Here is a 26,451-nt window from a genome sequence, read left to right as displayed (position 1 = left end):
TGGACAAGCTTTTTCAACATCCTCTGCCGGCTATTTCGTGGTCCTTGTAGATGTAACGGCATTACAACAGCTCACATAACGCAGAGACATGGCGAAAAATCTGACGGGCGAACAAAAGGCGGCCATTCTTCTTCGTGCGATCGGAGAAGAATCAGCCGCCCAGGTCATGAAACAACTCGACCCCAAAGAAATCAAGCGGCTGGGAACATTCATGAACGGCACGGCTCAGATTTCGCGGGATGAGGAAGATGCCGTCATCTCGGATTTTCAGACCGCCAGCGCGTCCGGCGAGGTGCAGTTTCAGGGAAAAGAGTTCATCAGGACCGTGCTCATCAAGGCGCTGGGCCCGGAAAAGGCGGCGCGGATCATCGAATCGATGACCAGGAAAAGCTATCCGGGGCTGGACGCGATGAAATGGGCCGATGTGAAAACGCTTGTCCAAATGTTGAAGGTCGAGCATGCGCAAACCGTGGCGGTCGTGCTTGCGCATCTTGAGAGCGATCAAGCCGGGCAAGTGCTGGCAGGGCTTCCGGAAGCGATGCGCGGAGACGTGGCGCTCCGGCTGGCCACCATGGAGGAGGTGCAGCCCGATGTTTTGGAAGAGCTCAGCCAAAGCATACAAGAGACACTATTGGCCAGTACGGGAATGGGGTCGCAGAGCCTCGGCGGGCCCGAGGTGATGGCCAACATCCTGACACGAATGGATAAGACCAATGAGGGGGGCATCATGGTCAAGATCGCGGAGAAGAGCCAGCCGTTGGCGGACGCGATCCGGGCGCTCATGTTTGTCTTCGACGACCTGGTGAAGATCGACGATCGCGGCGTGCAGGAATTGATGAAAGAAATCAGCAAGGACGACCTTCCGCTGGCTCTTCGCGGCGCCAATCCGGAGGTGAAGGAGAAATTCTTCAAGAATATGTCGAGTCGCGCCGCGGAAATGTTGAAGGAAGATATGGAGGCGAAAGGGCCAGTGAAGGTGTCCGATGTCGAGAGAGCCCAGCAGAATATTCTGAAAGTCTGCCGCAAGCTGGAAGAAGAGGGCCGCATCGTCATCGCAGGCGCGGGGGAGGAGATGCTGTAGTGGCGGGTGGAACCATGCCTGCAGTGACCGGTTCCGAGCGAAGCGTGTCACGCTTCCAAGGGACGGTCCTGATCGTTGATGCCGACGAAGAGGTCCGACATCTGTTGCACGAGCTCCTTCAGCCGGAGCGAGTGTCTGTCCGACTCGCAGGCTCAGGACAGGAGGCGCTTGCCATGGTCAAGCAGAAGGCGCCCGCGCTGTTGATCGTCGACGCCTCCCTGCCGGATCGAGACGGCATCGCGGTTTTGGAGGAGGCGCAGCGGATCGACAGTCGCATGATCGGCGTCGTGATGACGGGAGCAGCCTCGGTCGAACTTGCCGTCCGCGCCATGAGAGCCGGCTCCAGCGATTTTTTGACGAAACCCTTTCCGCCGGACATTGTCCTCGACACGGTTCGTCGGCTCCTGGAACTTCATCGGATTCGCGCCGACCATACGGTCCTCAAGCATGCCGCGGTACGGTCCGGCGCGGTGCGGCTGCAGAGCATGCCGTTTCAAACCTTCGGGGACGACGGCGCGCTGAAAGGAGCCGATGGGCTGACGGAATATGAGCGTGGTCTGGAAGACGGCCGGCGATATGCGGACGCGCAGCGGCAACAAGATTTTTCGGTGTTGACCGAGGCCGTGGGAAAGTTTGATGCCGCTCGGTCCGCGCTTCAGCAGACGATCGACGACGAAGTCATCGCGCTCGCGCTTCAGATCGTGTCTAAAATCCTGCATGACTCAGCCGAGTCCGGCCGCGAACAGATCGTGACGCAGGTCAAGGCGGCGCTTGGGGCGGTTCCGGAGGCAGACGGCGTGGTGATACAGGCGCATCCGGCCGACGCGGCCGTGCTTGAAGCGGTTCGGGCGGAGTTGACAGGACGCCGGCAGGTCGCGCTGAAGCTCGCCATCGAGCCGGTGGCTTCTCTCCCACGAGGAAGCTGTCTGCTGCACACGGCAACACGATTAGTCGATGCGTCCCTCGACACCCAGTTACTCCGCTTGGGCGATGCCCTGAGGAACAGGGCTCATCATGAGTCTTAGTCGGCTGATCGAACGCGTCGATCCCATCGAAGTGTCCGGAAGAGTGGCGCAAGCGGTCGGGATCGTCGTGGAAGGGTACGGGCCGATGACGACCGTCGGAGAGCTCTGCCGAATTACGCGAGAGGTGGCCGGAGGGCCGATCGCCGCGGAGGTCGTGGGATTTCGGGGAGACCGTGTCCTCCTGATGCCGCTGGGCGACATGCACGGGATCGGGCCGGGCAGTCGAATTACCATGTCCGGCCACGTGGCCGATCTTGCCGTCGGGCCAGGCCTGTTAGGAAGGGTGCTCGACGGCTGTGGCAATCCGATGGACGGCAAGGGGCCGCTGACGGCCACGAAACGGTATCCGCTCTATGCCGGCGCGCCGAACCCCTTGCAACGAGCCCGTCTACGCATTCCGCTTGATCTCGGCGTTCGCGCCATCAATGGATTTTTGACCTGTGGGCGCGGCCAGAAGATGGGCATCTTTTCGGGTTCGGGGGTGGGAAAGAGCGTGCTGTTGGGAATGATCAGCCGCTACACGAAAGCGGATGTCAATGTCATTGCCCTCATCGGCGAGCGAGGCCGTGAGGTCAACGAATTCCTGGAACGCGATCTTGGCGCGGAGGCGCTCGGACGCACGGTGGTGGTGGTGGCGACGTCCGACCAAGCCCCGCTCATCCGGTTGCGCGCGGCGTTGGTCGCGACGACCATCGCTGAATACTTCCGTGACGCGGGAAAACAGGTGTTGCTGTTGATGGATTCACTGACGCGACTGGCCTATAGCCAGAGGGAAGTGGGATTGGCGATCGGGGAGCCTCCGACGACCAAAGGCTATACGCCCTCCGTGTTTACGCTCTTGCCGAAGTTGCTGGAACGTGTCGGGACCGGACCAGGTCCAGGAACCATTACCGGATTGTATACCGTGCTGGTCGACGGCGATGATCTCAGTGATCCCATTGCCGATACGGTTCGCTCGATCTTGGACGGCCATATCGTCTTGTCGCGCGCCTTGGCCGCTCGCAATCACTTTCCGGCGATCGATCTCCTCCAGAGCACCAGCCGCGTGATGCGGGATATCGTCGGGCGGCCGCATTACGATGCCGCCAGGAAGCTCCTTGAATTGGTGGCGCGCTATCGCCAATCCGAGGACCTTGTCGTGCTGGGAGCCTATAAGCCGGGAATGAACGCGGCCCTCGACCGTGCCGTTCAAGCGCAGGAGGGGATCAATGCCTACTTGCGGCAAGACATCGACCAGCCGGCCGGCTTGCCTGTGTCGGTGCAGCAACTTGAGGCGCTGGCCCAGCAGGCAGCATGAGCCTCGAGGCATTGCGAAAACTGCGCGCGCAGACCGTCGAGGGACTGATGATGGATTTGGCGCAGATCACTCGCGCGCTGGCGCAGGGTGAGGAACGGTATCGGGACCTTGAGGCCCAAATTCAACAGGAGGTCGTCACCCACGACCGACAATCTGCGCAAGGGCTCACGATAGAAGCCTGGTTGGAATGGCAGGGGCGTATGGACTCGCAACAGGCGGGGCTGCGCCGGGTCCGTCGAGAGATCGATCACGCTGTCGAGGCGTGGCAGCGTACCAAGGCGCTTCTCGTTGAAGCCAGCCTGGAGCGCAAGCTGCTTGATATCGTCGCCGACAAACGCCGCGACGCAGAACGCGCCGACGCGGCGCGCCAGGAGCGGCGGACCATGGATGAAGCCGCCAGCCGCGGACATTCCACTCGGCGAGAGAGCCGCTCATGAACACACGATCCATCAGAGGGTTGGTAGATCGTTGCGGTCTCGGCAGTCTTGGACAGGTGGAAAGAGCGATGCCAAGGATGAATCGGCATTCCCAGTTGTGGACGATGGTGGGTGGCATCCTCGGTTCAACCATTCTCTTCTGGGTCATGGTGCAACTGGGACAAGCCTCCTCCGAACCCAAAAACAAAACACAGACGGCGACGACCAGTGGGCCGACGCAGGGCACACCGTCGCAAGCGCAGGAAGCAGAGAGCTCGGGAGCGGAGTCTCAGGACGATGCCAAGCTGTTGGCGCCGCCGGCGGCCCATGGGCCGGCGGTCGATATGCCACGTGAAGTGCTTGATATGCTGGCCCAGCGAAAGCGCGATCTTGACCGGCGCGAGCAAGCGCTTCGCCAGAACGAAGAACGACTCATGATCGTGAGGGGGCAGATCGAGGAGCTCTTGGACCAGAACGAAGCCTTGGAGAAGCGGATTCAGAATGCGCAGGCCAAGGATACGCCACAACAGGCCAAGGCCCTGGCAGCAAAGGATCGTGTGGTTCAAGAGCAACGGACGCAGCTGGCCAAAATCTTCGAGTCCATGCCCTCTGAAGACGCCGCCTCGCGTCTGGAACATATGCCGGATCGCAAAGCGATCGAAATCCTCAAGCTGGTGAAAGCCAAGACCGCCGGGGCGATCCTCGCGCAAGTCAAAGCCGACCGGGCCGCGAAACTCACCGAGCAGTTGCTGGTCCAAACGCCGTAGTGGCTGGCAGACATGGCGGTTGCTAGCGTATTGAGTGACAAGACCGAATCCACTTCCAACATCGTGCACGATTCAAACTCCGACCTCACTTCTTGTGCAAACCAACTTCTTGAGCGAGCACATGTCTTTCACATGTGAACTCACTCGCCCGGTGTCCAAACGGTTAAAGAGCGTTTCTGCTTAGAAGGCGAAACATGGGGTGACTTCGTTTACGAATGAATGTATTCTGCGGCGGCAATTGCCTCGAATAATCCAGGGCGGTTCTGATTTTTCTATAGGCACATGGGCCGAAGAGATCGATCACTTGGCAATGGCATTTACCCAGACACACTTCTAACTCCTTGCTCGCCTTCTGCTGATGACCATTAATCAACTCGCTCATATCGAACAACTTGAAGCCAACCTCTGGGACGCTGCCGATAATCTCCGCGCCAACTCAAAGTTGACGGCCGGCGAATACTGCATGCCCGTGTTGGGCGTCATCTTTCTGCGTCACGCCACGAATCGCTACGCCGAAGCCCTACGGGAGATTCAGGCCGAGCAGGCCACTGGCAAGATTCCCAAGCGCCCGCTCACCGCCGCCGACTTCAAAAAGCGCCGCGCACTCCTGCTGCCGAAGGAAGCCCACTACGACGAATTGCTCAAGCTCCCTAAAGGATCGGACCTCGGAACCGCACTCGTGGAGGCCATGAACGCCATTGAGCGTGACTTCGAGCCGCTCCAGGGCCAGCTCCCGAAGGACTACACCAAGTTCGAGAATACCCTCCTTGAAGACCTTCTCCGCGTTTTCGACAGCGAGACGCTCCGTAGCACCAGCGGCGACATATTCGGGCGCATCAACGAATACTTCCTGATGAAGTTCGCCATGCAGGGTGCGCAGGACAATGGCGAATTCTTTACCCCGCCGTCACTCGTGCAGACCATCGTCAACGTTATCGAACCGGATCACGGCACAGTGTTCGATCCTGCGTGCGGTTCAGGCGGCATGTTCGTCCAGTCCAGCCACTTCATCGAGCGGCGCGGCGAGAGCGCGGCCCATCGTGTGACGTTCTACGGGCAAGAATATAAGACCAGCAATCTGCGCCTTGCTAAAATGAACCTTGCCGTTCACGCGCTGGAGGGGAACATCGTTGAGGCCAACACCTTCTACGAAGACCCGCATCGACTGCCCGAGGGAAAGCCGTTATGGGGGAATTGCGACTTCCTCATGGCCAATCCGCCGTTCAACGTGGACAAGGTGGATGCCGAAAAGGCAAAAGTTGATCGCCGTCTGCCGTTTGGTCTGCCGGGTGTGAACAAGGACAAGAAAGTCTCCAACGGGAATTACCTTTGGATTTCCTATTTCTGGAGCTACCTGAACAAAACTGGCCGCGCTGGGTTCGTCATGTCATCACAGGCCTCCAGCGCCGGGCATGGTGAAATGGACGTGCGCCGAAAGCTCGTCGAAACCGGCGGTGTGGACGTGATGATCTCCATCCGATCAAATTTCTTCTACACACGCACCGTCCCGTGTGAGTTGTGGCACTTCGACAGAGGTAAGCCCGTTGATCGCCGCGACCAGGTGCTCATGATTGATGCGCGGAACATCTACCGAAAGGTCACGCGCAAGATTTACGACTTCTCTCCTGAGCAACTACAAAACCTTACGGCCATCGTCTGGCTCTATCGGGGGCAATCCGACCGGTTCATTGCGCTCGTCCAGCACTATCTTGAACGCACGCTCACGGAAGCCGCCGCTATTGTCGGGAAGTCAGCCGATTATCGAACAGCCTACGGTGCGCTGACGAATGCCGTCGCGCCGTTCATCAAGACCGTGCCCAAAGACTCGCCGATCCGTGAACTTGTGAAAGAGCGTGACGATGCGGCCAAGAATTGTTTCCAAGGGCTGGAATATTTGACCAAGAGGATCGCCAAAGATTGGAAGAAACCCGGTGAGCCCAAGCTGGCCGCGCAGAAGAAGCTACTAGGCGAACTCGAAGATCTGGCCACCGCCTGTCGTGATCTCGTCAAGGATGTGGATCTCGCCTTCAAACTTGACACGCGGTTGGTGGATATGGCGGAGAAGGATTTCAACGCCAAAGAGCACGAGGCGTGGGATGGTCGCGCCATCGGGCGGCTGGAAAAAGAACTCGACGCTCGGCGCAAGGAAGCCGTGGAGCAACTCAAGGCCGCCGCCTACTTCGAGCGGCAGGCGCATTGGCTCCTCTCGCGCTTTCCCGATGCAAAACTCGTGGCGGTGCCGGGTCTGGTGAAGCTGGTGGACCGGAAAGACATTAAAGCCGCCGACTGGAGCCTCACGCCTGGTCGTTACGTGGGAGTTGCGCCGCCGGAAGTCGACGAAAATTTCGATTTTGAGCAAGCTCTGGCCGACATCCACATCGAACTAACAGACCTGACCCAGGAAGCCGCCGTGCTGGCAAAGAAGATTCAGAGGAACTTTGAGGAGCTTGCATGATACGGAATCTTCATTGGGGCGATGTTGCTGAGCTGAAATACGGCAAGAGTCTTCGTGAATATCCTGAAACATCATCAGAAGAAAATCGTTTTCGTGTATTTGGAACGAATGGACCTATCGGCTGGCATAAGACCCCACTTGTTGATAGGCCAGGAATAGTCATTGGAAGAAAAGGCGCCTATCGTGGAGTTCACTATTCAGATGGGCCATTTTTCGTGATCGATACTGCGTATTATCTGGATATTCGCGATCCGCAGATTGACCTTAAATGGGCCTTCTATCAGCTTTCCACCGTGGACATAAATCGAATGGATAGCGGTTCGGCAATCCCATCAACAAAGCGCGAGGATTTTTACGCAGTCCCAGTTGCTATCCCACCACTAATGATTCAACTGCGCATCGCTGAAACTCTTTCCGCCTACGACGACCTGATTGAGAACAACCGGCGGCGGATGGCGTTGTTGGAAGAGGCGGCGCGGCTGCTTTATCGGGAGTGGTTCGTCCGCCTCCGATTCCCTGGGCACGAGCACGCTCGAATCACCAACGGCCTCCCACATGGGTGGAAACAAATGACTCTTGGTGATCTCTGCACCGATGTGCGCGAGGCAGCATCGCCCGATCAGTTAGAACCTGAGACCCCTTACATCGGCCTTGAACATATGCCCCGTCGCTCTATCTCGCTGTCGGAATGGAGGCAAGCAGACCAGGTGACGAGCACAAAACATCGCTTTCGTGAAGGTGAGATTCTGTTTGGGAAGATTCGTCCTTATTTTCATAAAGTAGGCGTTGCTTTTGTCGACGGCGTCGCCTCATCTGACGCAATCGTCATTCGTCCGCGCAACTCTAAATTTAGAGGGCTGCTGCTAATGACTGTTTCGAGTGACCCATTTGTCGCCGTGACTGCACAGACAATGAAGGAAGGGTCAAAGATGCCTCGCGCGGATTGGAAACAAATGAAGCAATATGTGGTGCCGCTACCGCCAGACGGCCTTCGAAACAGTTTTGAAAGTGTGATTCAACCCATTGTTGAGCAACTGAAGGCGCTTACTTTTTTAAACCAAAAGCTCCGTACCGCTCGTGATCTGTTGCTGCCGCGCCTCATGAGCGGAGAGATTGCCGTATGAAGAATAGAAAGGCTCAAGAATGAAAGCTGAAGAACGCGCTATATCAAACATTCTCACCGAGCAAATCTGTTACGAGATTCCACCCTATCAGCGTCCCTATTCATGGGAACAAGAGAACACACAGCAACTATTAGAGGATGTGTGGGAAGCCTATGGGGCAAACGACAATGAATACTTCATTGGCTCACTCATCACGATTGAAAAGGAGCGCGACCGTAGGTACGAGGTAGTTGATGGCCAGCAGCGCCTAACCACACTGAATCTTATCTTCGCGCGCCTGCGAGACCATATTGCGGATGAAGCGGCAAAGGCCGAGCTTGGGAAGCGCATTCTTCCACGCAATGTCTTGACGGGAGAGGCTGAGACACCTCGCCTGTTGCTGCGAAAGAAGGATCAGGCCTTCTTCCGTAAGTACGTGGTGGACGCGCAGGCCTTGGCAGAAAAGGACCGTGAGGACCTCGAAGCCCCACAGCGGCATCTGGCTGAAAACCTAGAGGCTGTGGATAAGTTTTGTGAAAATAAGAGCCAACAAGTTCTCAGGCTTTTTGCGAACTATCTCCTTAGCAAAGTATATGTGGTCTTCGTAACCACTTATTCATGGCAGTCGGCTTACCGTCTGTTCAATGTGCTAAACGCACGCGGGATGTCTCTATCGAATGCTGACCTCATTAAGAATATTCTTTTCAGCCAGCTTGGCCCGCAGGCTAGCAGAAGTGAAGAACTAGAAGAGCGGTGGCTGGAGCTTGAGGAGGAGGTCGGGATAGAACGGTTGGACGCGTTCTTTGGACACCATCGGACTGCTTTGACCGCGATCAAAGCGCAAAAAACACTGCATGAGGAGATCGAGCCACTCATCCGGGAAACAAAGGGCGGACCGTTTGCCTTCCTCGAGAACGTGATTGTTTCCGCGCAGAACTATATGCAAATCGGGGGTGATGATTTTGAGGACCCATCCACACTGCGATCTCTGCGGGGGCTGCGTCGTGTGGCTTACGACGAATGGATTCCACCTTTGCTTGCGTATCTAAACCAGCCGGTGCCAGGCCTGCCTGAGCAAGAATTCGTTGGATTGCTGGAGAAGATCACAATACAGAGTTGGGTGAGGAGACTCGGGCGCACGGCTCGGATCACTGCCTATCATCAGTTGATTAGTGCTATCAAGGACGGCAAGCGTGCCGATGACGTGCGGCAGATCTTTCGGAAAAATGCCAAGAACACCGAATTCCTTGAGCTATTGGGCGGGGAGCTTTATGGAAAGCCTTTTGACGCAGCCGTACTTTTGCGACTTGAGGAAGCGACCCAGGATGAATCTGTGAGCAAGACGTACAGTGGAAGCGTAACGATTGAGCATGTGCTCCCTCAGGCACTGAAGGACGACTATTGGAAGATCCGTTTCAGTGACGAGCAGCACAAGATATGGCTACATCGCCTGGGAAATCTAGCGCTATTGAGTGGCCCCAAAAATTACAAAGCCCAGTATTACGACTTTGAGCGGAAGAAGAGGATTTATAGCGACCGGAACAAGAAAGTATCATTCGATATCACAAAGGAAGTGTGTGACCAACCAGAATGGGCTGTAGAAATAATCAAGAGACGGCACGAGCGTCTCCTGAAGCTCGCCGAGCAGGTTTGGACAATCGAGTGAGACGAATCTGAATGGCCTACACCGACATTAACAGCGAAGACCGACTCGTCCAAAAGACATTCGCCGATCATCTGGAGAATCGGCTCGGCTGGGACAGTGTCTATGCGTGGAACGAAGAAAGCTTCGGACCGGATGGCACGCTAGGTCGGTCGGACACGCGCGAGGTGGTGCTCGTCCGCGATCTGCGAGCGGCGCTGGTACAGCTGAATCCGCAGTTACCTGCTGCGGCCATCTCTGATGCCGTGCAGAAGTTGACACGGCATGACTTTACGCGCTCGCTGCTTCAGCACAATCAAGAGTTCTATAAGTTTATCCGCGATGGCGTGCCGGTAAATTACAAAGATACGCAAGGCCAGCTTCTCGAGACGCGGGCGCGGGTGATTGATTTCCAGAACCGCGTCGGAGCAGATGGCAAGCCAAACAACCGGTTCGTCGCAGTGCGCGAGTTGAAACTGACCGGTCTGCGTACGCCGGGCTACAATCGCCGGGCGGATCTTGTCTGCTTTGTCAACGGGCTACCACTCGTGTTCATCGAGTTGAAGGCAGTTTATAAGAACATTCGCACTGGGTTTGATGGCAACTTACGGGATTACCTGGACGAGAACGTCATCGCCCACGCCTTTCATCACAACGCCTTTCTTGTTGTGAGCAATGGTCATCGCGCCCGTTACGGATCAATCACGACTGGGTGGGAGCATTTCGCCGAGTGGAAGCGATTAGATGAGGACGACCGGAAAGGCAGTGTAGAAGCCGCGCGGCTGATCAACGGGATGCTTGCGCACGACCGGTTGTTGGACCTCGTGGAGAATTATATCCTGTTCGACTCCAGTAGAGCCGGCGCAACGCGCAAAATCATTGCCAAGAATCATCAGGTGCTGGGCGTGAACAATGCGGTTGCGTCGGTGCGGCGACAGGAGGAATTGCGGAAGCAGTTCCCACCGGAGAGTCGGCTTACCTATCGTGTGGTGGAGATACCAGAGCTTCTGGCAGCTGAATCGCCAGGAGACGGGCCGGGGCTCTATACGCAGGAAGTCGTAGAGGCGGTGGAGCAAGAGAGGTCTGTTCGGCTGCTGGATATTGTCGAGTCGGCGCACCCAGACCTCGGCAAGTTGGGTGTGTTCTGGCACACCCAAGGCGGGGGCAAGTCGTATTCTATGGCGTTCTTCACCGAAAAGGTTCGGCGGAAGATTTCGGCCAAGTTCACCTTTCTGCTCATGACGGACCGGAATGACCTGGATAGCCAGATTTACCGGACATTCGTCGGCTGCGGCGTGGGGGATGATAAGACGCCTCGCGCAGCCACGGGCGAGGAATTGAAGAATTTACTTCAGCAGAACCACCGCTACATCTTCAGCCTGATTCACAAGTTCAATCAGGATGTGAACCCGCACGAACCCTACAGCGACCGCGACGACATCATCGTCATTTCCGACGAGGCGCACCGGACGCAGGCGGGCAAGCTTGCGCGCAACATGCGTCTCGCGTTGCCGAATGCGGCATTCATTGGCTTCACTGGCACACCGCTATTCAAGCATGACCAACTCACCAAGCGCATATTCGGCACCTACGTATCGAAATATGATTTCAAGCGCTCCGAGGAGGACGGGGCGACGGTCAAGCTGGTCTATGAAAATCGTGGCGAGAAGCTTGGAATTGCCCGGCTCGATCTCAACGACCGCATCGCTGACGCTATTGCCAGGGCTGAACTCGATCCTGACAAAGAGGCATTGCTTGAGAAGCTGCTGGGGAAGGATTACGAAGTCATTACCTCAGGCGACCGTTTGAACAAGCTGGCGGTTGATTTCGTAGAACATTGCGCGACGCGCTGGGAGTCGGGGAAGTCGATGCTGGTCTGTATCGACAAGATTACCTGCGGACGAATGCTCAAGCGTATCAAGCGTCTTTGGAAACTCAAGCTCGCTAGAGTGCGATTTTTGATTCTGCGGAAGAAAGCGGAGCGTGTGGTGCTGGTTGGAGAGGGGCAGCGAGAGGCGGCGGCCAAAGAGTTGGCCTGGTTGCAGGGCCAGGTGAAGTGGATGGAGCAAACGCTTATTCAAATGATCGTCAGCGAAGGCCAGAATGAGGTCGCTGATTTCAAGAAGTGGGGCATCAGCATCATCCCGCACCGGGCGTTGATCAAGCAGGGCTTCGAGACGGCAGACGGCAAGCGGGTGGATGTGGAGTCGGCTTTCAAGAACCCGGAGCATCCGTTCCGTGTGGCCATTGTCTGCGCCATGTGGCTGACGGGTTTTGATGTGGAATGTCTATCGACGCTCTACGTGGACAAGCCAATGAAGGCGCACACGCTCATGCAGGCCATCGCCCGCGCGAACCGCGTGTATCCCGGCAAAGACTTCGGCCTCATAGTGGACTACAACGGGATGCTCAAGAGCCTGCGCGCCGCACTCGCGCAATACGCGCTGGGGCATGAAGATGGGGACCAAGATGAGATCGTTGCCCCCATCGAGGAGCGAGTGAAGGCCTTGCTCTCCGCAATCGAGGAAACGGAGAAACATTTGCGCGGGCTGGGGTTTGAGCCGGACCGGTTGAATGGTGCGAAAGGGTTTACGCGCATTGGGGCTATCGCCGATGGGGCAGACGCAGTCATCGGCTCACGCGACGAAGGCCGTTGGCGTTTTGAGATTCTCGCGCGACAGGTATTCATCCGTTTCAAAGCACTTATCATGGAGCCGGCAGCATTCGCCTATGCGGTACGGCACGACAACATCGAGGCGATTTACAAGAAGTTGGAGGAGCGCCGTGACACGGCGGACGTGACGGAGTTGCTGAAGGAGCTCCACCGAATTATCAACGAAGCCATCCGCGCCGTCGAACCTGGCCATGACCAGGTGGCCTCGAAGCGCTTCGATATGAGCACGATTGACCTGGAGAAGTTGCGGGATGAGTTTGCCAAAAAGGTAAAGCGGAAGGCGTCGGCGCTGGAGGATATTCGTCAGTTGGTGGAGAAGAAGCTGGCGCAGATGCTCGCGCGCAATCCGCAGCGAATGGATTACTACAAGAAGTATTCCGAGATCATCGCCGACTACAATCGCGACAAAGACCGCGTGACGATAGAAGACACTTTCGCCAGGTTGGTGGACTTTATGAGCGGGCTTGATGCCGAAGACCATCGCGCTGCCGAAGAAGGTTTGAGCGAAGACGAGTACGCGGTGTTTTGTTTGTTGCAGAAGGAGAATATCAGCAAGGCCGACCGGGAGAAGGTGAAGCTCGCGAGCCAGGGGTTGCTGGATTCCTTGAGGAAGCTCATCGCCCAGCGGGAGCGGTGGACTGAAAGGGCGCAAACTCAGGCCGAGATCGAAGTGCTCATACTCGACAGCCTCTTTGCGGCGCTGCCGAGCCCGCCATTCACCGATGCTGAGAAGCAAGACGTAGCCAAACAGGTTTATCATCATGTCTGGCAGCAGAGCGCCATTGGTATGTTTCAACCTCGTGTAGGTTTTTCTTGATTCTATGAGGATTGGAGGGACAAGAGGTTCTGCATGGCCCTCTTTTAAGGGTCCGTCAGATTAAATTCGGTACAACTTCGCCGAGCCCCAAGAGCGCTCGGTGCCAAAACGACGGGCGAAACGCGGCAGCGCGCCTTGGATTTGTCACGGAAAGGCCGGGCACGATCGTATCGTCCAACGCTATAGTGGCGAGGGCAAGCCCAATGCCTTCGGTGCCTAATAAGTTCAGCACGCACCAAAACCAATTCTCAGGAAGACAGTGTCTTGTTGGGTCTTGACCATGCCATGTCCGGGGATTAGAGTGCTCTCATGGTACATGTCTTGGCAACCGCGCTCTTTGTGATGTGCTTGGCCGTTCCGGTTTGGGCTGCTGAAACGGACACGTTCGATCCCGATCAACCGTTCAAACAGGCGCTCACCACCAGCCTGCTTCGTTCGCTGCTGAATCAGGCGCTCGATAGGCTGGAAGACCACGTGGAAATCACCGGTCATCTCAATCCTGATGCGTCAAAGGACAACAAGGACAGGCTTTTCCGCTTCAAGTTCTATCCGGAGGGCAAGTCAAAATCGGATCAACATCTCACCGCGGAGGGTTTGTTCCGTTTCTCCCCGGAAGCCGGACAGCATGATTGGCACTTCACATTCAAACCACCTCACGATTCCGTAAAAAAACTCCCTCTGCAATCTGATGCACCGCTCTAATTAGGCAAAGCCGGATCGCTGACGCGCTTCTCAGGTTACTTTTGCCTACTACCCAGTAAAGTTTTCCTCTCTCGCGGTACGAGCTAAGAGACCTTCGTCACAATAGCCCAATAATGTAAGAGTTTAGTGAGTCGTTCAGGTGGCATGGGGCTTGTATTCCCTCTTTGCTCGAATCCCACGAGGACTGACGCACATGGATTTTAGCCTGGCCGACATCATCCCCAAGCAGTCAGAAGTCTCTGGCGATAGGGGAGCCAGAATGTCTCGAGCAGCGACTTCCCATAACTCCAGTAGTAGCCGGAAGAGTTTTCCCGCTGTTCTCCACGGAGTTCGCGCCGATGAACGGAGAATGGAGGCTCGGGAAGCAGACGACGTGCGATCAACGACCAAGTCTGATCGTGGGTTCCGATCGAGAGAAACGAAAGAGCAGAATCCTTCCTCATCTCAGGTGGAGCGCGCTGAGGCGCGATCAACGAACAGGTCTGATCGTGCACCCCGCTCAATGGAAAGACGAGAGCAGAATCCTCCCTCAACTCAGACTGAGCGCGCGGATGCGTCATCGTCTGATGCCAAGGTCCAAGAGGAAGGCAGATCCGGTGACGATGTAACGAGGGGCGCTGAGGATTCCAGAACTGCTGTGGAGGCGACGGCTCAATCGAGTCAGATAGGTGGCGACTCTCAGGAGCAAACTTCGATGCCGGGCGTCTCGCTGGTTCTACCTCAGGTACCGACCCAGGCGAACATTCACACCGAAGGCGAGGGGGATATATCCGAGGAGAATCACGATGCCGAGCGGGAAGCCAAGTCTGGCGATGGTGCTTCAAAGTCTCCGCTGATATCGCCTAGGGCGACGAATTCGGCCGTGAAGGTATCTGATCTGCCGGCAGACCAGGCTCGGCCTGAGAATGAACGGAGCGCTCCGCTCGATCGACCCGCTTCTGAACCAGACGCTCGGGTGATTGCCAACAGCGGCGATTCGCATAGGGCTCACGTCATCAAGCCGGGTTCCCACATGATTGCCGAGGATGCCGGTCCCGAGACGGTGAATCGTGCCGAAACTCGCCCCGTGCCTCTGGAGTCGCAGCCTGGCGTGACTCCTTCTCAGCCCGAAATGATGGTGCGTCGGGTCTCTCCTGCCTCAGTGGGGATGGAGTTACCGGACGGCAAGCCAGCTCTCTCCAAGTCGGATTCCATGATGCGCGATGGAGGCTCATCCGATCGCTCGGCTCCGGCTCAGATGAATTGGCATGCGCAATCCCTTCGCGACGCGCAGGATAGCGGAGTGAGGACGCAGTGGGGGTTCCAACAGGGGCAGCACTCGAGTGCGGATGGGGCGGAACATTTCAGCGAGCTCTGGGGTGAGCAACACAGTCCTCCACACGACCAGAGCGAGACCAAGCTCCCGCAGCCGACGGTCATTGATCGGCAAGTTTCCGGAGGATCGCCGACCGAGTCGCTGGTGGCCGGCGCTCACGGGCGTGTCATCTCCAGTCCACCGCCGTCTCCTCCCACTCCTCCTGTCGTGAGTTCGGCGCCGTCGTCCGTGCCCGGCCATGATGCGGCTGAATCGTCGGCGCGGTTCATGGCGCGATCGGTCGTGTTGGATGTGGCGCAGCCCGGCCTGGGCCATGTGAATATCCGCGTGGCTATGGCGAACGATGTGGTGCATACCCATTTGTCCGCCGACAGGCTTGAGGTGGGGCAATTCCTCATCAGCGGTCAGGATCGCCTGCAAGCGGCGTTTCAGGCAAACGGATTGGACATGGGACAATTCCGCGTGGACATCGATCGCCAGAGCGCCGGTCGCTCTTTCCAGCAGGACTCTTCTCAGGAACAAGGACACACCGGGAATCAGCGGTCGCACGAAACGAAGTGGGGGCAGAATCCTGACCGACAGGATGCCCCACGCGCATCGCGCCATGGCCTCTTGAATGTCGTGGCGTAGATCGGAAGGGAGATACAAGACATGATCGATGTATCGACACTCAACACGGCGGGACCCCCAGCGACAACGAGCCAAACCGGACCTCGACAATTGGGGCAGGACGATTTTCTCAAATTGCTCGTTACACAATTAAAGAGCCAGGACCCGTTAAAACCCACCGACAACGCCGAATTCGTCTCGCAACTCGCCCAATTCAGTCAGTTGGAACAGACCGCGAAGCAGTCACAGCTGCTTCAGAAGAGTCTTGATGCGCAGAGCGCCTCGTTGCAGTTCACGCTGCTGCCCATGGTCGGTCGCCGCGTCAGCATTGATCGTCCGTTGGTCCAGCTTGAGAACGGGCAAGGCTCAATGACGTACGCGCTCGAAAAGAACGCGGCTCGCGTACAGATCTCAATTCTTGATCAACAGCGGCAGGTCGTCCGAACGTTGGATGCCACCAATCTCCAGGCCGGCCTCAACCAGGCCCGATGGGACGGGAAAGACAGTAAGGGCGCCGTCATGCCGCCCGGCGTGTATGAGTATGCCATCTCCGCCGTCGATCAGCAGGGCGCGGCGATTGTCGCAAAAGGCCGCGCGCAACTCATGGTGACGGGCGTGCGCATGGAAGAGGGGCAACCACGGTTGGCCGTCGGAGCGCTCAGTCTGGATCCGTCGGAGATTGTGGAAGTGCAATAGACAAGACCTATCCGAACCGGTTGAAGAAGGAGGTATGCACCCATGGGAATTCTGTCGTCATTGTTTGCCGGAGTCAGCGGGCTCAACGCCAATGGCACGGCGCTCTCCGTCATCGGCAACAACATCGCCAACCTCAGTACCGTCGGCTTCAAGGGGAGCAAGGCGACCTTCGCGGACTTGATCAGTTCGTCGATTTCAGGAGGGTCAGGTTCGGTTCAGACCGGCATCGGCGTGGCGCTGACCTCCGTGCAGGGAAACTTCTCTCAAGGATCGCTGGCGACCTCGTCCAATGTGTTGGACTTGGCCATCGACGGCAACGGCTTTTTCATCGTGAGAGATGCGCAGAATGCCACCTTCTATTCTCGCGCCGGTCTGTTCCGGCTCGACAGGAACAACAATGTGGTCGATCCGACCGGATTCAAATTGCAGGGCTTTCTCGCCGATGCCACCGGCACCATCACCGGCACGATCGGCGATGTGGCGCTGCCTTCCACCACCGCGTCGCCGCGGGCCACGACCACGGCGTTCGTCGCCGCCAACCTGAATTCAGCGACGGCGCTCAGCGGCGTGCGCGGCAACATCGTGGCGTCCGCGGCATCGACGACCACCACCGCAGCCGGGAACAATTCATTCAATATCAATCTGAACGGCGACGGGGCTCGGACGATCACCGTGGCGAACGGGTTGACCGGCTCGGCGCTTGCCACGGCAGTTCAAAACGCCGTGCGCGCGTTGGTCCCCAACGATCCGTTCAAAGCCGCTGCCTATGCGGGATTTACCGCCTCGGTCAATGCCTCAAATATCTTTACATTTGCGTCCGGCATGACGGGCACGACGAACAATTCCACGACGGGGACCGGAACGGTTGTGGTGACGGCGAACGGCGGCGATACGCTGGGCGCCACTCTCAACATGCTGGCGCCGACGTCGACCGCCGGGACGGACTTTCTGCTCTCCGACCCGCCCGCCACCTCGAATTTTTCGACCTCGATGACGGTGTTCGATTCACTCGGGAACAGTCATTTGCTGACGACGTACTTCACGAAGGTCGGCGCCAACAGCTGGAATTACAACACGGTGGCGCCTGTGAGCGACGTCGTCACGGCGAATTACCATTCGAGCAATATCGACGCCAGCTTGGGCATCGTTCGTGTAGGGTCCGGCACCTTGACGTTCGGGACGGATGGAACGTTGGATCGAGAAAGCACGGTGATTCGGTACGATACAGGGACGGCGGCCGGAACGTCCGGCACGACACCGGGAGAGCTACAGATCGACTTCAACGGCGCGACGCCGGACCAGCTGCTCGCCATGAATTTCGGTTCCAGTGTGACGACCGACGGCGGGAGCGGGCTCGATGGGACGACGCAATTCGGGTCGACGTCAGCGCTGGTGCAGCAAACACAGGATGGCTTTGCCGCCGGCTCGCTCCAAGCATTTTCCGTGGATGCGAACGGCATCATCAACGGCCGTTTTTCTAACGGTCAGCTGCGCGCGTTGGCGCAGGTGGTGCTTGCGCGTTTTCCGGATCCCATCGGGTTGACGAGGACCGGTAAAAACACCTTTGCTCAGTCTGGGAATTCCGGCCAACCGGTGACGGGAACTCCGGACAGCGCCGGACTTGGGCGGGTGTTGTCAAATTCGTTGGAATTGTCGAATGTCGACCTGGGGGAAAGCTTTATCGATATGATCGCGGCGCAGCGCGGTTTCCAGGCGAACTCGCGCGTGATCACCACGTCCGACGAAATATTACAGGAGTTGGTCAATCTGAAACGCTAGTTCCGTTCTTTTGCGGTAGGGCTGGGAGCGATCGTCGCTCCCAGCCTTTCTCTCTTACTCCCCCCTTCTCATCCGGTGTCGGTCTCTACCCCTGGACATCAGCCTGCGCCCTGTCAGCTTCTTGACGGTGTCAAGAGGTTGCTTGACAGGGCGCTCCTGCGCCCACCCGTGTGTGGCGCTGGTCGTATACGAGTATGCGCCAGATATGGTGATTTCTGGTCCTTTTGATCGGTGAACCGCAAAGTGTAGTGGCATATGCATTGCACTCTTCGCACCGGGCCAACGAGTCAATCGAGGAGGAGTTATGGCAGATGCAGCCGCAGGTGACGAAAAAGCTCCCGTCGTAGCTCCCGCTCCGGCGTTCCCCATTAAACTGCTCATTATTGTATCGGTTGTTGCCTTGCTATTCGGCGTCGGCGGAGCGTTTGTGGCGGTCAAATTCCTGGGAGGAGCCAGTAAAGGGGCTGAGAGCTCAGAGGAACAGAAAGCCGAAGCCGAGGTCAAAACCGAATCGAAAAGCGAGACCGGCGGCAAACATGGTCAGGCCGCTTCGCCCGGCGCCATGTTCGATTTGGATCCCTTCATCGTCAATCTCGCGGACACGCCGGACGTTCGGTATTTGAAGCTGACCCTCAAACTCGAGGCGGACAGCGAAGCGGTCTCCGCGGAGCTGTCGGCGCACATCCCTCAGATACGGGATGCGGTCCTGGTCTTGCTCAGCAGCAAAGACGTCAATGCGGTGAGGACGACGCAGGGGAAATTCCAGTTACGTGATGAAATCACGCAGCGCATCAACGGCCTCTTAAAGAAACCAGGCGTCCGGTCGGCGTATTTCACCGAATTCGTCGTTCAGTAGCAGCGGGATCTATGGAAAAAATTCTCTCGCAGGACGAGATCGATGCGCTCTTGAAGGGCGTCGTCTCCGGTGATGTGGACACGACTCCGAAGGACACGGCCCAGGAAGCCACGGGTGTCAAGGGGTACGATCTGTTCAATCAGGAACGAATCATCCGCGGGCGGATGCCGACCATGGAAATGATCAACGACCGATTCATTCGCCGCCAATCGGTCGTCTGGACCAGCATGTTTCGGGAGGCTGTCGATTTTGCCGTCGTCGGGACGCAAGTAATCAAGTTCGGGGAGTTCTTGAAAAAGGTTCCGATGCCGTCATCGTTGAACGTGTTTCATATGGCGCCGTTACGGGGCAGCGCGCTCTTCGTGATGGACGCGTTCCTGGTGTACCTGATCGTGGACTATTTTTTCGGGGGCAAAGGGCAAACCCACGTGAAGCCCGAGGGGCGGGACTTCACGCCCGTCCAACTGCGGATCATCAAGAAGCTGTTGCTCCACTCGCTTGTCGATCTGGAAAAGGCGTGGCATGCCGTCGTGCCGATCAATGTGGAGTATGTGCGGTCTGAGAGCAACCCGCAGTTCGCGATGGTGGTGACCTCATCCGAAATCGTCGTCGTCGTCACCTTGCAGGTCATCTTGGGGGAAACGGCCAGGGAGCTGTACATCGTGTATCCCTACAGCATGCTCGAGCCGATCAAAGAAAAACTTTATTCAGGTCTCGTCTCCGATCAGGTCGATCAAAACGGCGAGTGGATCCAGCGATTCCGAGAGCGACTCCACGACTGTCCGCTTCCGATCGCGGTGAGGCTGGGCACCGCCACGGTGACGGTGAAGGACGTGATGAATTTTGCGCCGGGCGATGTGATCCTGCTCGATCAGCATCCGGGAGATCCGCTTGACTGCTATATCGAGGGCCATCACAAATTTCAGGGGAGTCCTGGAGTGTACAAGGGGAATCACGCGTGCCGCGTGACCAAAGTGGTGAGCTCGTCATGACACCAACGAGAGAGTGACTATGGCTGAGTCAGATTCCGCAACCCGTGCCGATTCACAGACGACCGATCACCAGTCTCCGCCGACGGCTTCATTCCCGTCGGTCCAGAGCACGGTGACGGACGGCGCTCCGAAAAATATCGACTTTCTCCTGGATATCCCGATGAGCATCACGGTGTACGTCGGATCCACGAAGATGGCCATCCGGGATCTCTTGCAACTGGCGCAAGGCTCCGTCATCGAGCTGGATAAACTCGCGGGGGAACCGATGGAAGTGATGGTGAACAACAAGCTGGTCGCGCGCGGCGAAGTCGTGGTCGTCAATGAAAAATTCGGCATTCGCCTGACGGATGTCGTCAGCGCGGCGGAGCGTGTCCAGCAGTTACGGTGAGCCGCCCAAGGGGAAGCCTGTGATCGATCTGTGGGAAAGCTTGTTCCGCACCGTCTCGGCCCTGGCCATTGTGCTGGTGCTGATGGGGATTGTCGCAGTGACCGTTCGGCGAGTGATGGGGCAACGACTGGGGATGGCCGGCGGGCGCCCGCTCGTTCGACTCTTGGCCAGCGGCTATATCGCTCCGCGCAAGACCATCGCTCTGGTGTCGGTTGCGGGCGAGTATTTGATCGTGGGGACGACGGCGACCGATCTTGTTCCCCTGGGACGCATCAACGATTCAGCCGAATTGCGGGAATTACTCGCCCTCACCAGCGAGAAAGTCTCCGGTGAGACCCCGCCGGTGTCCCAGGAACGGTTCGGCTCCTGGGCGCGGCGGGTATTGCCCGACGCGTGGCATCGCCATAAGGGACTTCATGATCAATAGGCACGAGTCGCGCGCGCACATAGTCTGGGGAATCATCGCCGGAGGGATCACGCTGCTCGGGCTGTCGCTCTCCGAAGCGGCGGCGGCCGGTCCGTCGGTGAGCATCGACTTCGGCGCGGATGGCCCGAAACAAACCGCCGTGACGATCCAGATCTTAATTCTGCTCACGGTGCTCTCCTTGGCGCCGGCCCTCTTCATCATGGTGACGTCCTTTACCAGAATCGTCATCGTGTTGGCCTTTCTCCGACAGGCGCTGGGAACGCAGTCGGTTCCTCCGAATCAAGTGTTGCTGTCCTTGGCGCTGTTTCTGACGATCTTCATCATGGCTCCGGTGGGGCAGGCCGTCTACAACAACGCGCTCCAACCATTGATGGCCGAGCAGATCTCGTATGAAGATGCGTGGAAGAAGGGTATCGAGCCGGTGCGCAACTTTATGCTGCGCCAGGTGAGGGAGAAGGACCTCGAACTCTTCATCAAGCTGAGTCACGTGCCAAAACCGGATCGGGCGGAGGACGTGCCGACCCAGGCCATCATTCCGGCCTTCATTCTGAGCGAACTACGCATCGCGTTTCAAATCGGGTTCTTGATCTATATCCCCTTTCTCATCGTCGACATGGTCGTTGCGAGCATTCTCATGTCGATGGGCATGATGTTGCTTCCGCCTGTCGTGATCTCTCTGCCGTTCAAGTTGATCTTATTCGTATTGGCCGATGGTTGGTACCTGGTCGTAGGCTCGATGGTGCGGAGCTTTCAGTGAAACGTGGATCGTGAAACGTACCGGGCAACGGTTTCAAGTTTCATGTTTCAGGTTTTTTGAACGTGAAACCTGGAACTTAGGATTGAAGAAACGAACGACGAGGAACGAAATCTATGACGCCGGAAATGGTCACGGAGCTGGCCAGACATGCATTAGAAACGACGCTGTTGGTGTCGGCGCCGATTCTGGGGCTCAGTCTGCTCATCGGTCTGGCGGTCAGTGCGTTCCAGGCCATGACGCAACTGAACGAAGCCACGCTCACGTTCGTTCCGAAAGTGGTGGTCCTGTTCGTGGCATTGCTGCTCTTCCTTCCCTGGATGATGAACACCATGACCACCTACATGGCCGATCTTTTGATGAATATTCCCAACTATGTGCATTAACGCGACCGTGACAATGGCCGGCTTGTTCTCACATCATGTAGGTCTTCGTTCGCTGCGGCCGCGCCTGTGGCATGGCGCGTCACCCGTTGAATTCGCGACGAAGACGTACGAGGGGGTACGGCGTTGACGCAGACCATCCAGATTCTGCTTCCTGAGTTTCAAGGGTTTTTGGTCCTCATTTCCCGTATCGGCGGGTTGTTGGCCGCGCTGCCGGTATTGAGCGGGCGGGCCGTTCCTACAAAAGTCAAAGTGGCGCTCGTCCTGGCGTTGGGCGTGCTGTTGGCTCCCATCGTCCCACTTCCCGCCGTGCCCTATGACCCTATTGTCTTGGCCGGCGGGCTCATCAGTGAAATGGTCATCGGTTTGGCGATCGGACTGGCTGTGCGATTGTTTTTCGGGGCGCTTGAATTGGCCGGAGAGGTGATCGGCGTGCAGATGGGATTCGGCGTCGTTCAACTGTTGGATCCCACGACATCGGAGCATACCCCCATCATCGGGCAATACTTCACCCTTCTGGCGACCCTCATCTTCCTTTCGCTGAACGGGCATCTCCTGCTGGTGGCGACGATTCTCTCGAGCTATGAATCCATTCCGGCATTCGGCGCGTCCCTCACCGGAGGCATGGGAGAGGCGATTCTCCGCCTCGCTCAGAACATGTTTGTCGTGGGGTTGAAGTTGGCGGCGCCCGTGCTCGTCATCATTCTTTTGATCAATATTCTTCTGGCGCTGCTGGGACGGGCGGTCAGTCAGATCAACGTATTCGTGTTGAGTTTCCCTGTCACGATCGCCGGCGGGTTGGCGGTGTTGGCGCTGTCCGTGCCGTTTGTAGTCGAACTCTTAGTCCGAGAAATAGAGCGACTGCAATTGACGATCGAGGAGTTCATGAAAGCGCTGGGACATGGCTGAGGATCGGAGCAATAAAACAGAACCAGCGACGCCGAAACGAAAAGAGGAGGCGCGCAAGAAGGGACAGATCGCGATCAGTCGCGATCTGTCGACGGCCGTCATCCTCTTGAGCGGCATCGGGCTGCTGGCGGCCATGTTGCCGGTCGGCGTTCTCAAGATGACCGAGATGACCCGTCAAGGGCTCACACTCTCGTTCCCCTTGGCGTTTTACCAACATATGTCCGTCGAACAGGTGTACGAGGTCGTCATCCAGGCCAGCCTCACGGTGGTGACACTGAGTCTTCCGGTCGTGCTGGGCATTTTGGTGATGGGGAGCGCCGCGGCGCTGCTGCAGACAGGAATGTTATGGCGTGCCGAAGCGATTCAACCGGATGTCGAACGCATCAGTCCGATCAAGGGGTTATCCCGGCTCTTCTCGTTGCGGTCTGTGATGGAGCTGGTGAAGGGGCTGCTCAAGATTGCGATTGTGACGGGTGTCGGCCTGTGGGTTGCCCGGTACGACGTGCTTCAGATCCCGGGGTTGGTGGGATTCGATATGGGCAGCGTCCTGGACGTCACCGGCCGGCTCTCGTTGAAGGTGGGATTGGCCGTCGCCGGGGCCATCGCGGTCCTGGCCGGGTTTGACTATGCCTACCAACGTTTTGAGTGGGAACGCAACCTCCGGATGTCGATACAAGAGATCAAGGAGGAACACAAGGCCGCGGAAGGCGATCCGCTCATCAAGAGTCGCGTGCGGACCATTCAGCGAGAGATGACGAAAAAACGCATGATGGCCGCCGTGAAGACGGCGGACGTGGTGATCACCAACCCGACACACCTGGCTGTGGCGTTGAAGTATGACACGAGCACGATGGGCGCTCCTATGGTCGTCGCCAAAGGAGCCGGCTTGGTTGCCGAACGTATCCGCGAGTTGGCTCGACATCACGGGGTGCCGGTCGTCGAACAGAAATTCGTGGCCCGAACACTGTTCAAACTCGTCGAGATCGGCAAAGAGATTCCAAACGAGCTGTACCGCGCGGTCGCGGAGATCCTCGCGTTTGTGTATCGAGCCAGAGGCGTCACTCCATGAACAGGATGCTGAAAAAGTTCGCCGACGGCGTTCTCGCATCGCTCAGAAGCTCAACGTACGGCCTAGGCAAACGCCTGTTCATACAGGCGATGGGTGGGCCGGGTGAAAACTATCTACGCCTCGCCTCTTCGCTCGCACCAGGTATGGAAACGTTCCGTCATCGTGTTTGCATCAACCGAAATTGTTCACGGACGACTAGGAGATTATGCCAACGGCAATAGAACCGGTAGAACAACCTCAGTTGATCAAGCATCCGGACATCGTCATCTCCGTCGGGGTGGTGGCCATTCTCATGGTGATGCTGTTGCCGTTGCCTCGATTTGTGCTCGATTTGTTGTTGAGCTTCGATATCACCTTGTCGGTGATTATCTTGCTGGTCGGACTGCAAGTGCGGCGTCCGATCGAGTTCTCGGTGTTTCCATCCATCCTGTTGGTGATCACGCTGTTCAGGCTCTCCCTCAACATTGCGTCCACGCGGCTTATTCTGTTGCACGGCAACGAAGGGGCGGGGGCGGCCGGCGAGGTGATTCGGGCGTTCGGGAACTTCATCGTCGGGGGGAATTACACGGTCGGGTTGGTCGTCTTCTCCATTCTCGTCATCATCAATTTCGTCGTGGTGACGAAGGGCGCCGGACGTGTAGCCGAGGTGGCCGCTCGCTTCACCTTGGATGCCATGCCCGGCAAGCAGATGAGTATCGATGCGGATTTGAATGCCGGTGTGATCAATGAGGCGGACGCGCGCCGTCGCCGCCGGGAAATCGCGCAAGAGGCGGACTTTTACGGCTCGATGGACGGCGCCAGCAAGTTTGTTCGAGGGGATGCCATTGCGGCCGTCATTATCGTCCTCGTCAACATCATCGGCGGATTGGCGATCGGTATTCTGCAGCAGGGCATGAGTCCCGCGCTCGCGGCCCAAACCTATACCGTGTTGACGGTCGGGGAGGGATTGGTGGCGCAGATCCCTGCGCTGATCGTGTCGACCGCCGCGGGTATCGTGGTGACTCGCGCCGCGTCGGAAACGGATTTGGGCGGGGAGATGACGCGGCAGTTGTTGACCTCCCCCAAGCCGGTGGGCATGGCCGCCGGTATTCTCCTCGCGCTTGGATTGGTGCCGGGTCTGCCCCATGTGGCGTTCTTAGCGTTAGGGAGCGCCCTCGCATGGGTCGCCTATCACCTCCATCAGCGGGAACAGGTTCAAACTACCCCGACACCTGTTCCGAGCACGCCCAAGGCCGAGGAAGGTCTGACTCGGGTGACTCCGCTCGATCTCATGGAAGTGCAGGTCGGGTACGGCTTGATAGGTCTTGTCGAGGGGACGCAGGGCACCGCATTGCTCGATCGGATTAAAGCGCTCCGGCGTCAATTCGCGGAATCGATGGGTTTTGTCGTGCCCCCCATTCATATCCGTGACAATCTCCAGCTGCGTCCGAACGAATACGCCATCATGTTGAAGGGCGTGGAAGTGGCCAAGGCCGACGTGTTGCCTGGGCATCTGTTGGCGATTGATCCAGGTACCGGCCAACGGGGCTTGGTGCAGGGCATTGCGACCAAGGAGCCGGCATTCGGATTGCCGGCGCTCTGGGTGCCTGACAATGCCAGAGAACAGGCGCAAATGGCCGGGTATACCGTGGTGGACGCGAGCTCGGCGATCGCCACGCATCTTTCCGAGTTGATCAAGCGCCACGGCTCTGAATTGTTGGGACGGCAGGAAGTGCAAGCGCTGTTGGATGAAGTCGGGAAAGCGCATCCGAAATTGGTGGAAGAGCTCATTCCCACGCTGGTGCCGCTCGGGACGGTCGTCCGGGTGCTTGGGAACTTGCTCAAGGAGGGCATTCCGATTCGAGATCTCCGGTCGATTCTCGAGGCGATTTCCGATCAAGCCACCACCACCAAGGACGCGGAAGTGCTCACGGAGTATGCGCGGCAGGCGCTGGCTCGGACCATCACCAAGCAGTATCAATCGCCTGACGGGAGTCTCCAGGTCATTACCTTGGATCCTCGACTGGATCGCTCGTTGGCGGAACAAGCGGCGGCCTTGCCGCCCGGGGCCCTGTTGAACCTTGACCCCACGCTCTCGCACAAGTTGTTGACCGGCCTCAAACAGGCCGCCGAGCGGGTTGCGGCTCGAGGGCAGCAGCCGATCGTACTCTGCTCGCAGGTTGTTCGCCGTCACCTCCGGCGACACAGCGATCGTTTGTTACATGCGGTTCCCGTCATGGGGCTCAATGAAGTGGATTCCTTTGTTCGCCTGCAGCCGTTAGATACGGTGCGGATCGATTTCGAATTGGCATAGTT

The 26,451-nt window shown here is 57.6% G+C and carries 22 protein-coding genes; all 22 read left to right on the top strand.

Translation table 11 applies throughout. The features are described 5' to 3' along the window. Window positions 1–88 precede the first annotated feature (88 nt). The 22 genes from fliG to flhA all read left to right on the top strand — a co-directional run bounded on the left by fliG (window position 89) and on the right by flhA (window position 26,449). Window positions 89–1,081 (top strand): flagellar motor switch protein FliG, encoded by a 993-nt coding sequence (fliG, locus tag COMA2_RS00950; protein WP_090893850.1) that lies wholly within the window; start codon window positions 89–91, stop codon window positions 1,079–1,081. 14 nt (window positions 1,082–1,095) lie between these two features. Continuing rightward, on the top strand, window positions 1,096–2,106 hold the full coding sequence (locus tag COMA2_RS00945; protein ID WP_139076941.1) for a response regulator: 1,011 nt from the start codon (window positions 1,096–1,098) through the stop codon (window positions 2,104–2,106). After that, window positions 2,096–3,403, top strand: a complete 1,308-nt coding sequence (locus COMA2_RS00940) for a FliI/YscN family ATPase (RefSeq protein WP_090893846.1) — start codon at window positions 2,096–2,098, stop codon at window positions 3,401–3,403. The genes COMA2_RS00945 and COMA2_RS00940 overlap by 11 nt, the downstream gene beginning before the upstream one ends. After that, window positions 3,400–3,840: a flagellar export protein FliJ gene (locus tag COMA2_RS00935; RefSeq protein ID WP_090893844.1), complete on the top strand. Its 441-nt coding sequence runs from the start codon at window positions 3,400–3,402 to the stop codon at window positions 3,838–3,840. The genes COMA2_RS00940 and COMA2_RS00935 overlap by 4 nt, the downstream gene beginning before the upstream one ends. Then, window positions 3,837–4,586 (top strand): MotE family protein, encoded by a 750-nt coding sequence (locus COMA2_RS00930; RefSeq protein WP_139076939.1) that lies wholly within the window; start codon window positions 3,837–3,839, stop codon window positions 4,584–4,586. The genes COMA2_RS00935 and COMA2_RS00930 overlap by 4 nt, the downstream gene beginning before the upstream one ends. Before the next feature lie 358 nt (window positions 4,587–4,944). Then, a complete protein-coding gene (locus tag COMA2_RS00925) occupies window positions 4,945–7,041 on the top strand; it encodes an HsdM family class I SAM-dependent methyltransferase (RefSeq protein ID WP_090893839.1) in 2,097 nt (698 codons plus the stop codon). Beyond that, the gene (locus COMA2_RS00920) at window positions 7,038–8,165 is read left to right on the top strand and encodes a restriction endonuclease subunit S (protein ID WP_090893837.1); all 1,128 of its coding nucleotides are present in this window, start codon (window positions 7,038–7,040) and stop codon (window positions 8,163–8,165) included. Before COMA2_RS00925 ends, COMA2_RS00920 begins: the two co-directional genes overlap by 4 nt. A 19-nt stretch (window positions 8,166–8,184) precedes the next feature. After that, window positions 8,185–9,810, top strand: a complete 1,626-nt coding sequence (locus COMA2_RS00915) for a DUF262 domain-containing protein (protein WP_090893835.1) — start codon at window positions 8,185–8,187, stop codon at window positions 9,808–9,810. 11 nt (window positions 9,811–9,821) lie between these two features. Further along, entirely contained in the window at window positions 9,822–13,277 is a 3,456-nt protein-coding gene (locus COMA2_RS00910; RefSeq protein ID WP_090893833.1) for a type I restriction endonuclease subunit R, read from the top strand. Window positions 13,278–13,586: 309 nt separating this feature from the next. Beyond that, a complete protein-coding gene (locus COMA2_RS00905; protein ID WP_090893831.1) occupies window positions 13,587–13,979 on the top strand; it encodes a hypothetical protein in 393 nt (130 codons plus the stop codon). Window positions 13,980–14,673: 694 nt separating this feature from the next. Further along, the gene (locus tag COMA2_RS00900) at window positions 14,674–15,924 is read left to right on the top strand and encodes a flagellar hook-length control protein FliK (RefSeq protein WP_175304307.1); all 1,251 of its coding nucleotides are present in this window, start codon (window positions 14,674–14,676) and stop codon (window positions 15,922–15,924) included. 21 nt (window positions 15,925–15,945) lie between these two features. After that, a complete protein-coding gene (locus COMA2_RS00895; protein WP_090893828.1) occupies window positions 15,946–16,599 on the top strand; it encodes a flagellar hook assembly protein FlgD in 654 nt (217 codons plus the stop codon). A 42-nt stretch (window positions 16,600–16,641) separates the two neighbouring features. Next, window positions 16,642–18,378, top strand: a complete 1,737-nt coding sequence (locus tag COMA2_RS00890; RefSeq protein WP_090893826.1) for a flagellar hook protein FlgE — start codon at window positions 16,642–16,644, stop codon at window positions 18,376–18,378. 304 nt (window positions 18,379–18,682) lie between these two features. Then, complete coding sequence (locus COMA2_RS00885) at window positions 18,683–19,234, top strand: flagellar basal body-associated FliL family protein (RefSeq protein ID WP_090893824.1); 552 nt, start codon at window positions 18,683–18,685, stop codon at window positions 19,232–19,234. An 11-nt stretch (window positions 19,235–19,245) separates the two neighbouring features. Continuing rightward, on the top strand, window positions 19,246–20,226 hold the full coding sequence (fliM, locus tag COMA2_RS00880; RefSeq protein WP_090893822.1) for a flagellar motor switch protein FliM: 981 nt from the start codon (window positions 19,246–19,248) through the stop codon (window positions 20,224–20,226). Between the two features lie 19 nt (window positions 20,227–20,245). Further along, window positions 20,246–20,614, top strand: coding sequence for a flagellar motor switch protein FliN (gene fliN / locus COMA2_RS00875; protein WP_090893820.1), 369 nt, complete (start codon window positions 20,246–20,248; stop codon window positions 20,612–20,614). A gap of 19 nt (window positions 20,615–20,633) precedes the next feature. Then, on the top strand, window positions 20,634–21,041 hold the full coding sequence (locus COMA2_RS00870) for a FliO/MopB family protein (protein WP_175304306.1): 408 nt from the start codon (window positions 20,634–20,636) through the stop codon (window positions 21,039–21,041). After that, window positions 21,031–21,798 (top strand): flagellar type III secretion system pore protein FliP, encoded by a 768-nt coding sequence (fliP, locus tag COMA2_RS00865; protein ID WP_090893816.1) that lies wholly within the window; start codon window positions 21,031–21,033, stop codon window positions 21,796–21,798. The genes COMA2_RS00870 and fliP overlap by 11 nt, the downstream gene beginning before the upstream one ends. Window positions 21,799–21,911: 113 nt before the next feature. Further along, window positions 21,912–22,181, top strand: a complete 270-nt coding sequence (fliQ, locus tag COMA2_RS00860) for a flagellar biosynthesis protein FliQ (protein ID WP_090893814.1) — start codon at window positions 21,912–21,914, stop codon at window positions 22,179–22,181. Window positions 22,182–22,304: 123 nt separating this feature from the next. Then, window positions 22,305–23,087 (top strand): flagellar biosynthetic protein FliR, encoded by a 783-nt coding sequence (gene fliR / locus COMA2_RS00855; protein ID WP_175304305.1) that lies wholly within the window; start codon window positions 22,305–22,307, stop codon window positions 23,085–23,087. Next, the gene (flhB, locus tag COMA2_RS00850; RefSeq protein WP_090893810.1) at window positions 23,080–24,156 is read left to right on the top strand and encodes a flagellar biosynthesis protein FlhB; all 1,077 of its coding nucleotides are present in this window, start codon (window positions 23,080–23,082) and stop codon (window positions 24,154–24,156) included. Before fliR ends, flhB begins: the two co-directional genes overlap by 8 nt. 205 nt (window positions 24,157–24,361) lie before the next feature. Beyond that, on the top strand, window positions 24,362–26,449 hold the full coding sequence (gene flhA / locus COMA2_RS00845; protein WP_090893808.1) for a flagellar biosynthesis protein FlhA: 2,088 nt from the start codon (window positions 24,362–24,364) through the stop codon (window positions 26,447–26,449). Window positions 26,450–26,451 lie beyond the last annotated feature (2 nt).

The organism is Candidatus Nitrospira nitrificans, assembly GCF_001458775.1.
In the GTDB taxonomy this organism is placed as follows: Bacteria; Nitrospirota; Nitrospiria; order Nitrospirales; family Nitrospiraceae; genus Nitrospira_D; species Nitrospira_D nitrificans.
This window is presented reverse-complemented; position numbering and strand designations above follow the sequence as displayed.

Bases quoted from the DNA above. Each gene is read 5' to 3' on its own strand.
- COMA2_RS00920 (WP_090893837.1), top strand. From the start codon at position 7,038: ATGATACGGAATCTTCATTGGGGCGATGTTGCTGAGCTGAAATACGGC.
- COMA2_RS00910 (WP_090893833.1), top strand. From the start codon at position 9,822: ATGGCCTACACCGACATTAACAGCGAAGACCGACTCGTCCAAAAGACA.
- COMA2_RS00885 (WP_090893824.1), top strand. From the start codon at position 18,683: ATGGCAGATGCAGCCGCAGGTGACGAAAAAGCTCCCGTCGTAGCTCCC.
- COMA2_RS00945 (WP_139076941.1), top strand. From the start codon at position 1,096: ATGCCTGCAGTGACCGGTTCCGAGCGAAGCGTGTCACGCTTCCAAGGG.
- fliM (WP_090893822.1), top strand. From the start codon at position 19,246: ATGGAAAAAATTCTCTCGCAGGACGAGATCGATGCGCTCTTGAAGGGC.
- COMA2_RS00925 (WP_090893839.1), top strand. From the start codon at position 4,945: ATGACCATTAATCAACTCGCTCATATCGAACAACTTGAAGCCAACCTC.
- COMA2_RS00890 (WP_090893826.1), top strand. From the start codon at position 16,642: ATGGGAATTCTGTCGTCATTGTTTGCCGGAGTCAGCGGGCTCAACGCC.
- flhA (WP_090893808.1), top strand. From the start codon at position 24,362: ATGCCAACGGCAATAGAACCGGTAGAACAACCTCAGTTGATCAAGCAT.
- fliQ (WP_090893814.1), top strand. From the start codon at position 21,912: ATGACGCCGGAAATGGTCACGGAGCTGGCCAGACATGCATTAGAAACG.
- fliN (WP_090893820.1), top strand. From the start codon at position 20,246: ATGGCTGAGTCAGATTCCGCAACCCGTGCCGATTCACAGACGACCGAT.
- COMA2_RS00940 (WP_090893846.1), top strand. From the start codon at position 2,096: ATGAGTCTTAGTCGGCTGATCGAACGCGTCGATCCCATCGAAGTGTCC.
- COMA2_RS00900 (WP_175304307.1), top strand. From the start codon at position 14,674: ATGCCGGGCGTCTCGCTGGTTCTACCTCAGGTACCGACCCAGGCGAAC.
- fliP (WP_090893816.1), top strand. From the start codon at position 21,031: ATGATCAATAGGCACGAGTCGCGCGCGCACATAGTCTGGGGAATCATC.
- COMA2_RS00915 (WP_090893835.1), top strand. From the start codon at position 8,185: ATGAAAGCTGAAGAACGCGCTATATCAAACATTCTCACCGAGCAAATC.
- COMA2_RS00930 (WP_139076939.1), top strand. From the start codon at position 3,837: ATGAACACACGATCCATCAGAGGGTTGGTAGATCGTTGCGGTCTCGGC.
- COMA2_RS00935 (WP_090893844.1), top strand. From the start codon at position 3,400: ATGAGCCTCGAGGCATTGCGAAAACTGCGCGCGCAGACCGTCGAGGGA.
- COMA2_RS00905 (WP_090893831.1), top strand. From the start codon at position 13,587: ATGGTACATGTCTTGGCAACCGCGCTCTTTGTGATGTGCTTGGCCGTT.
- flhB (WP_090893810.1), top strand. From the start codon at position 23,080: ATGGCTGAGGATCGGAGCAATAAAACAGAACCAGCGACGCCGAAACGA.
- COMA2_RS00895 (WP_090893828.1), top strand. From the start codon at position 15,946: ATGATCGATGTATCGACACTCAACACGGCGGGACCCCCAGCGACAACG.
- fliG (WP_090893850.1), top strand. From the start codon at position 89: ATGGCGAAAAATCTGACGGGCGAACAAAAGGCGGCCATTCTTCTTCGT.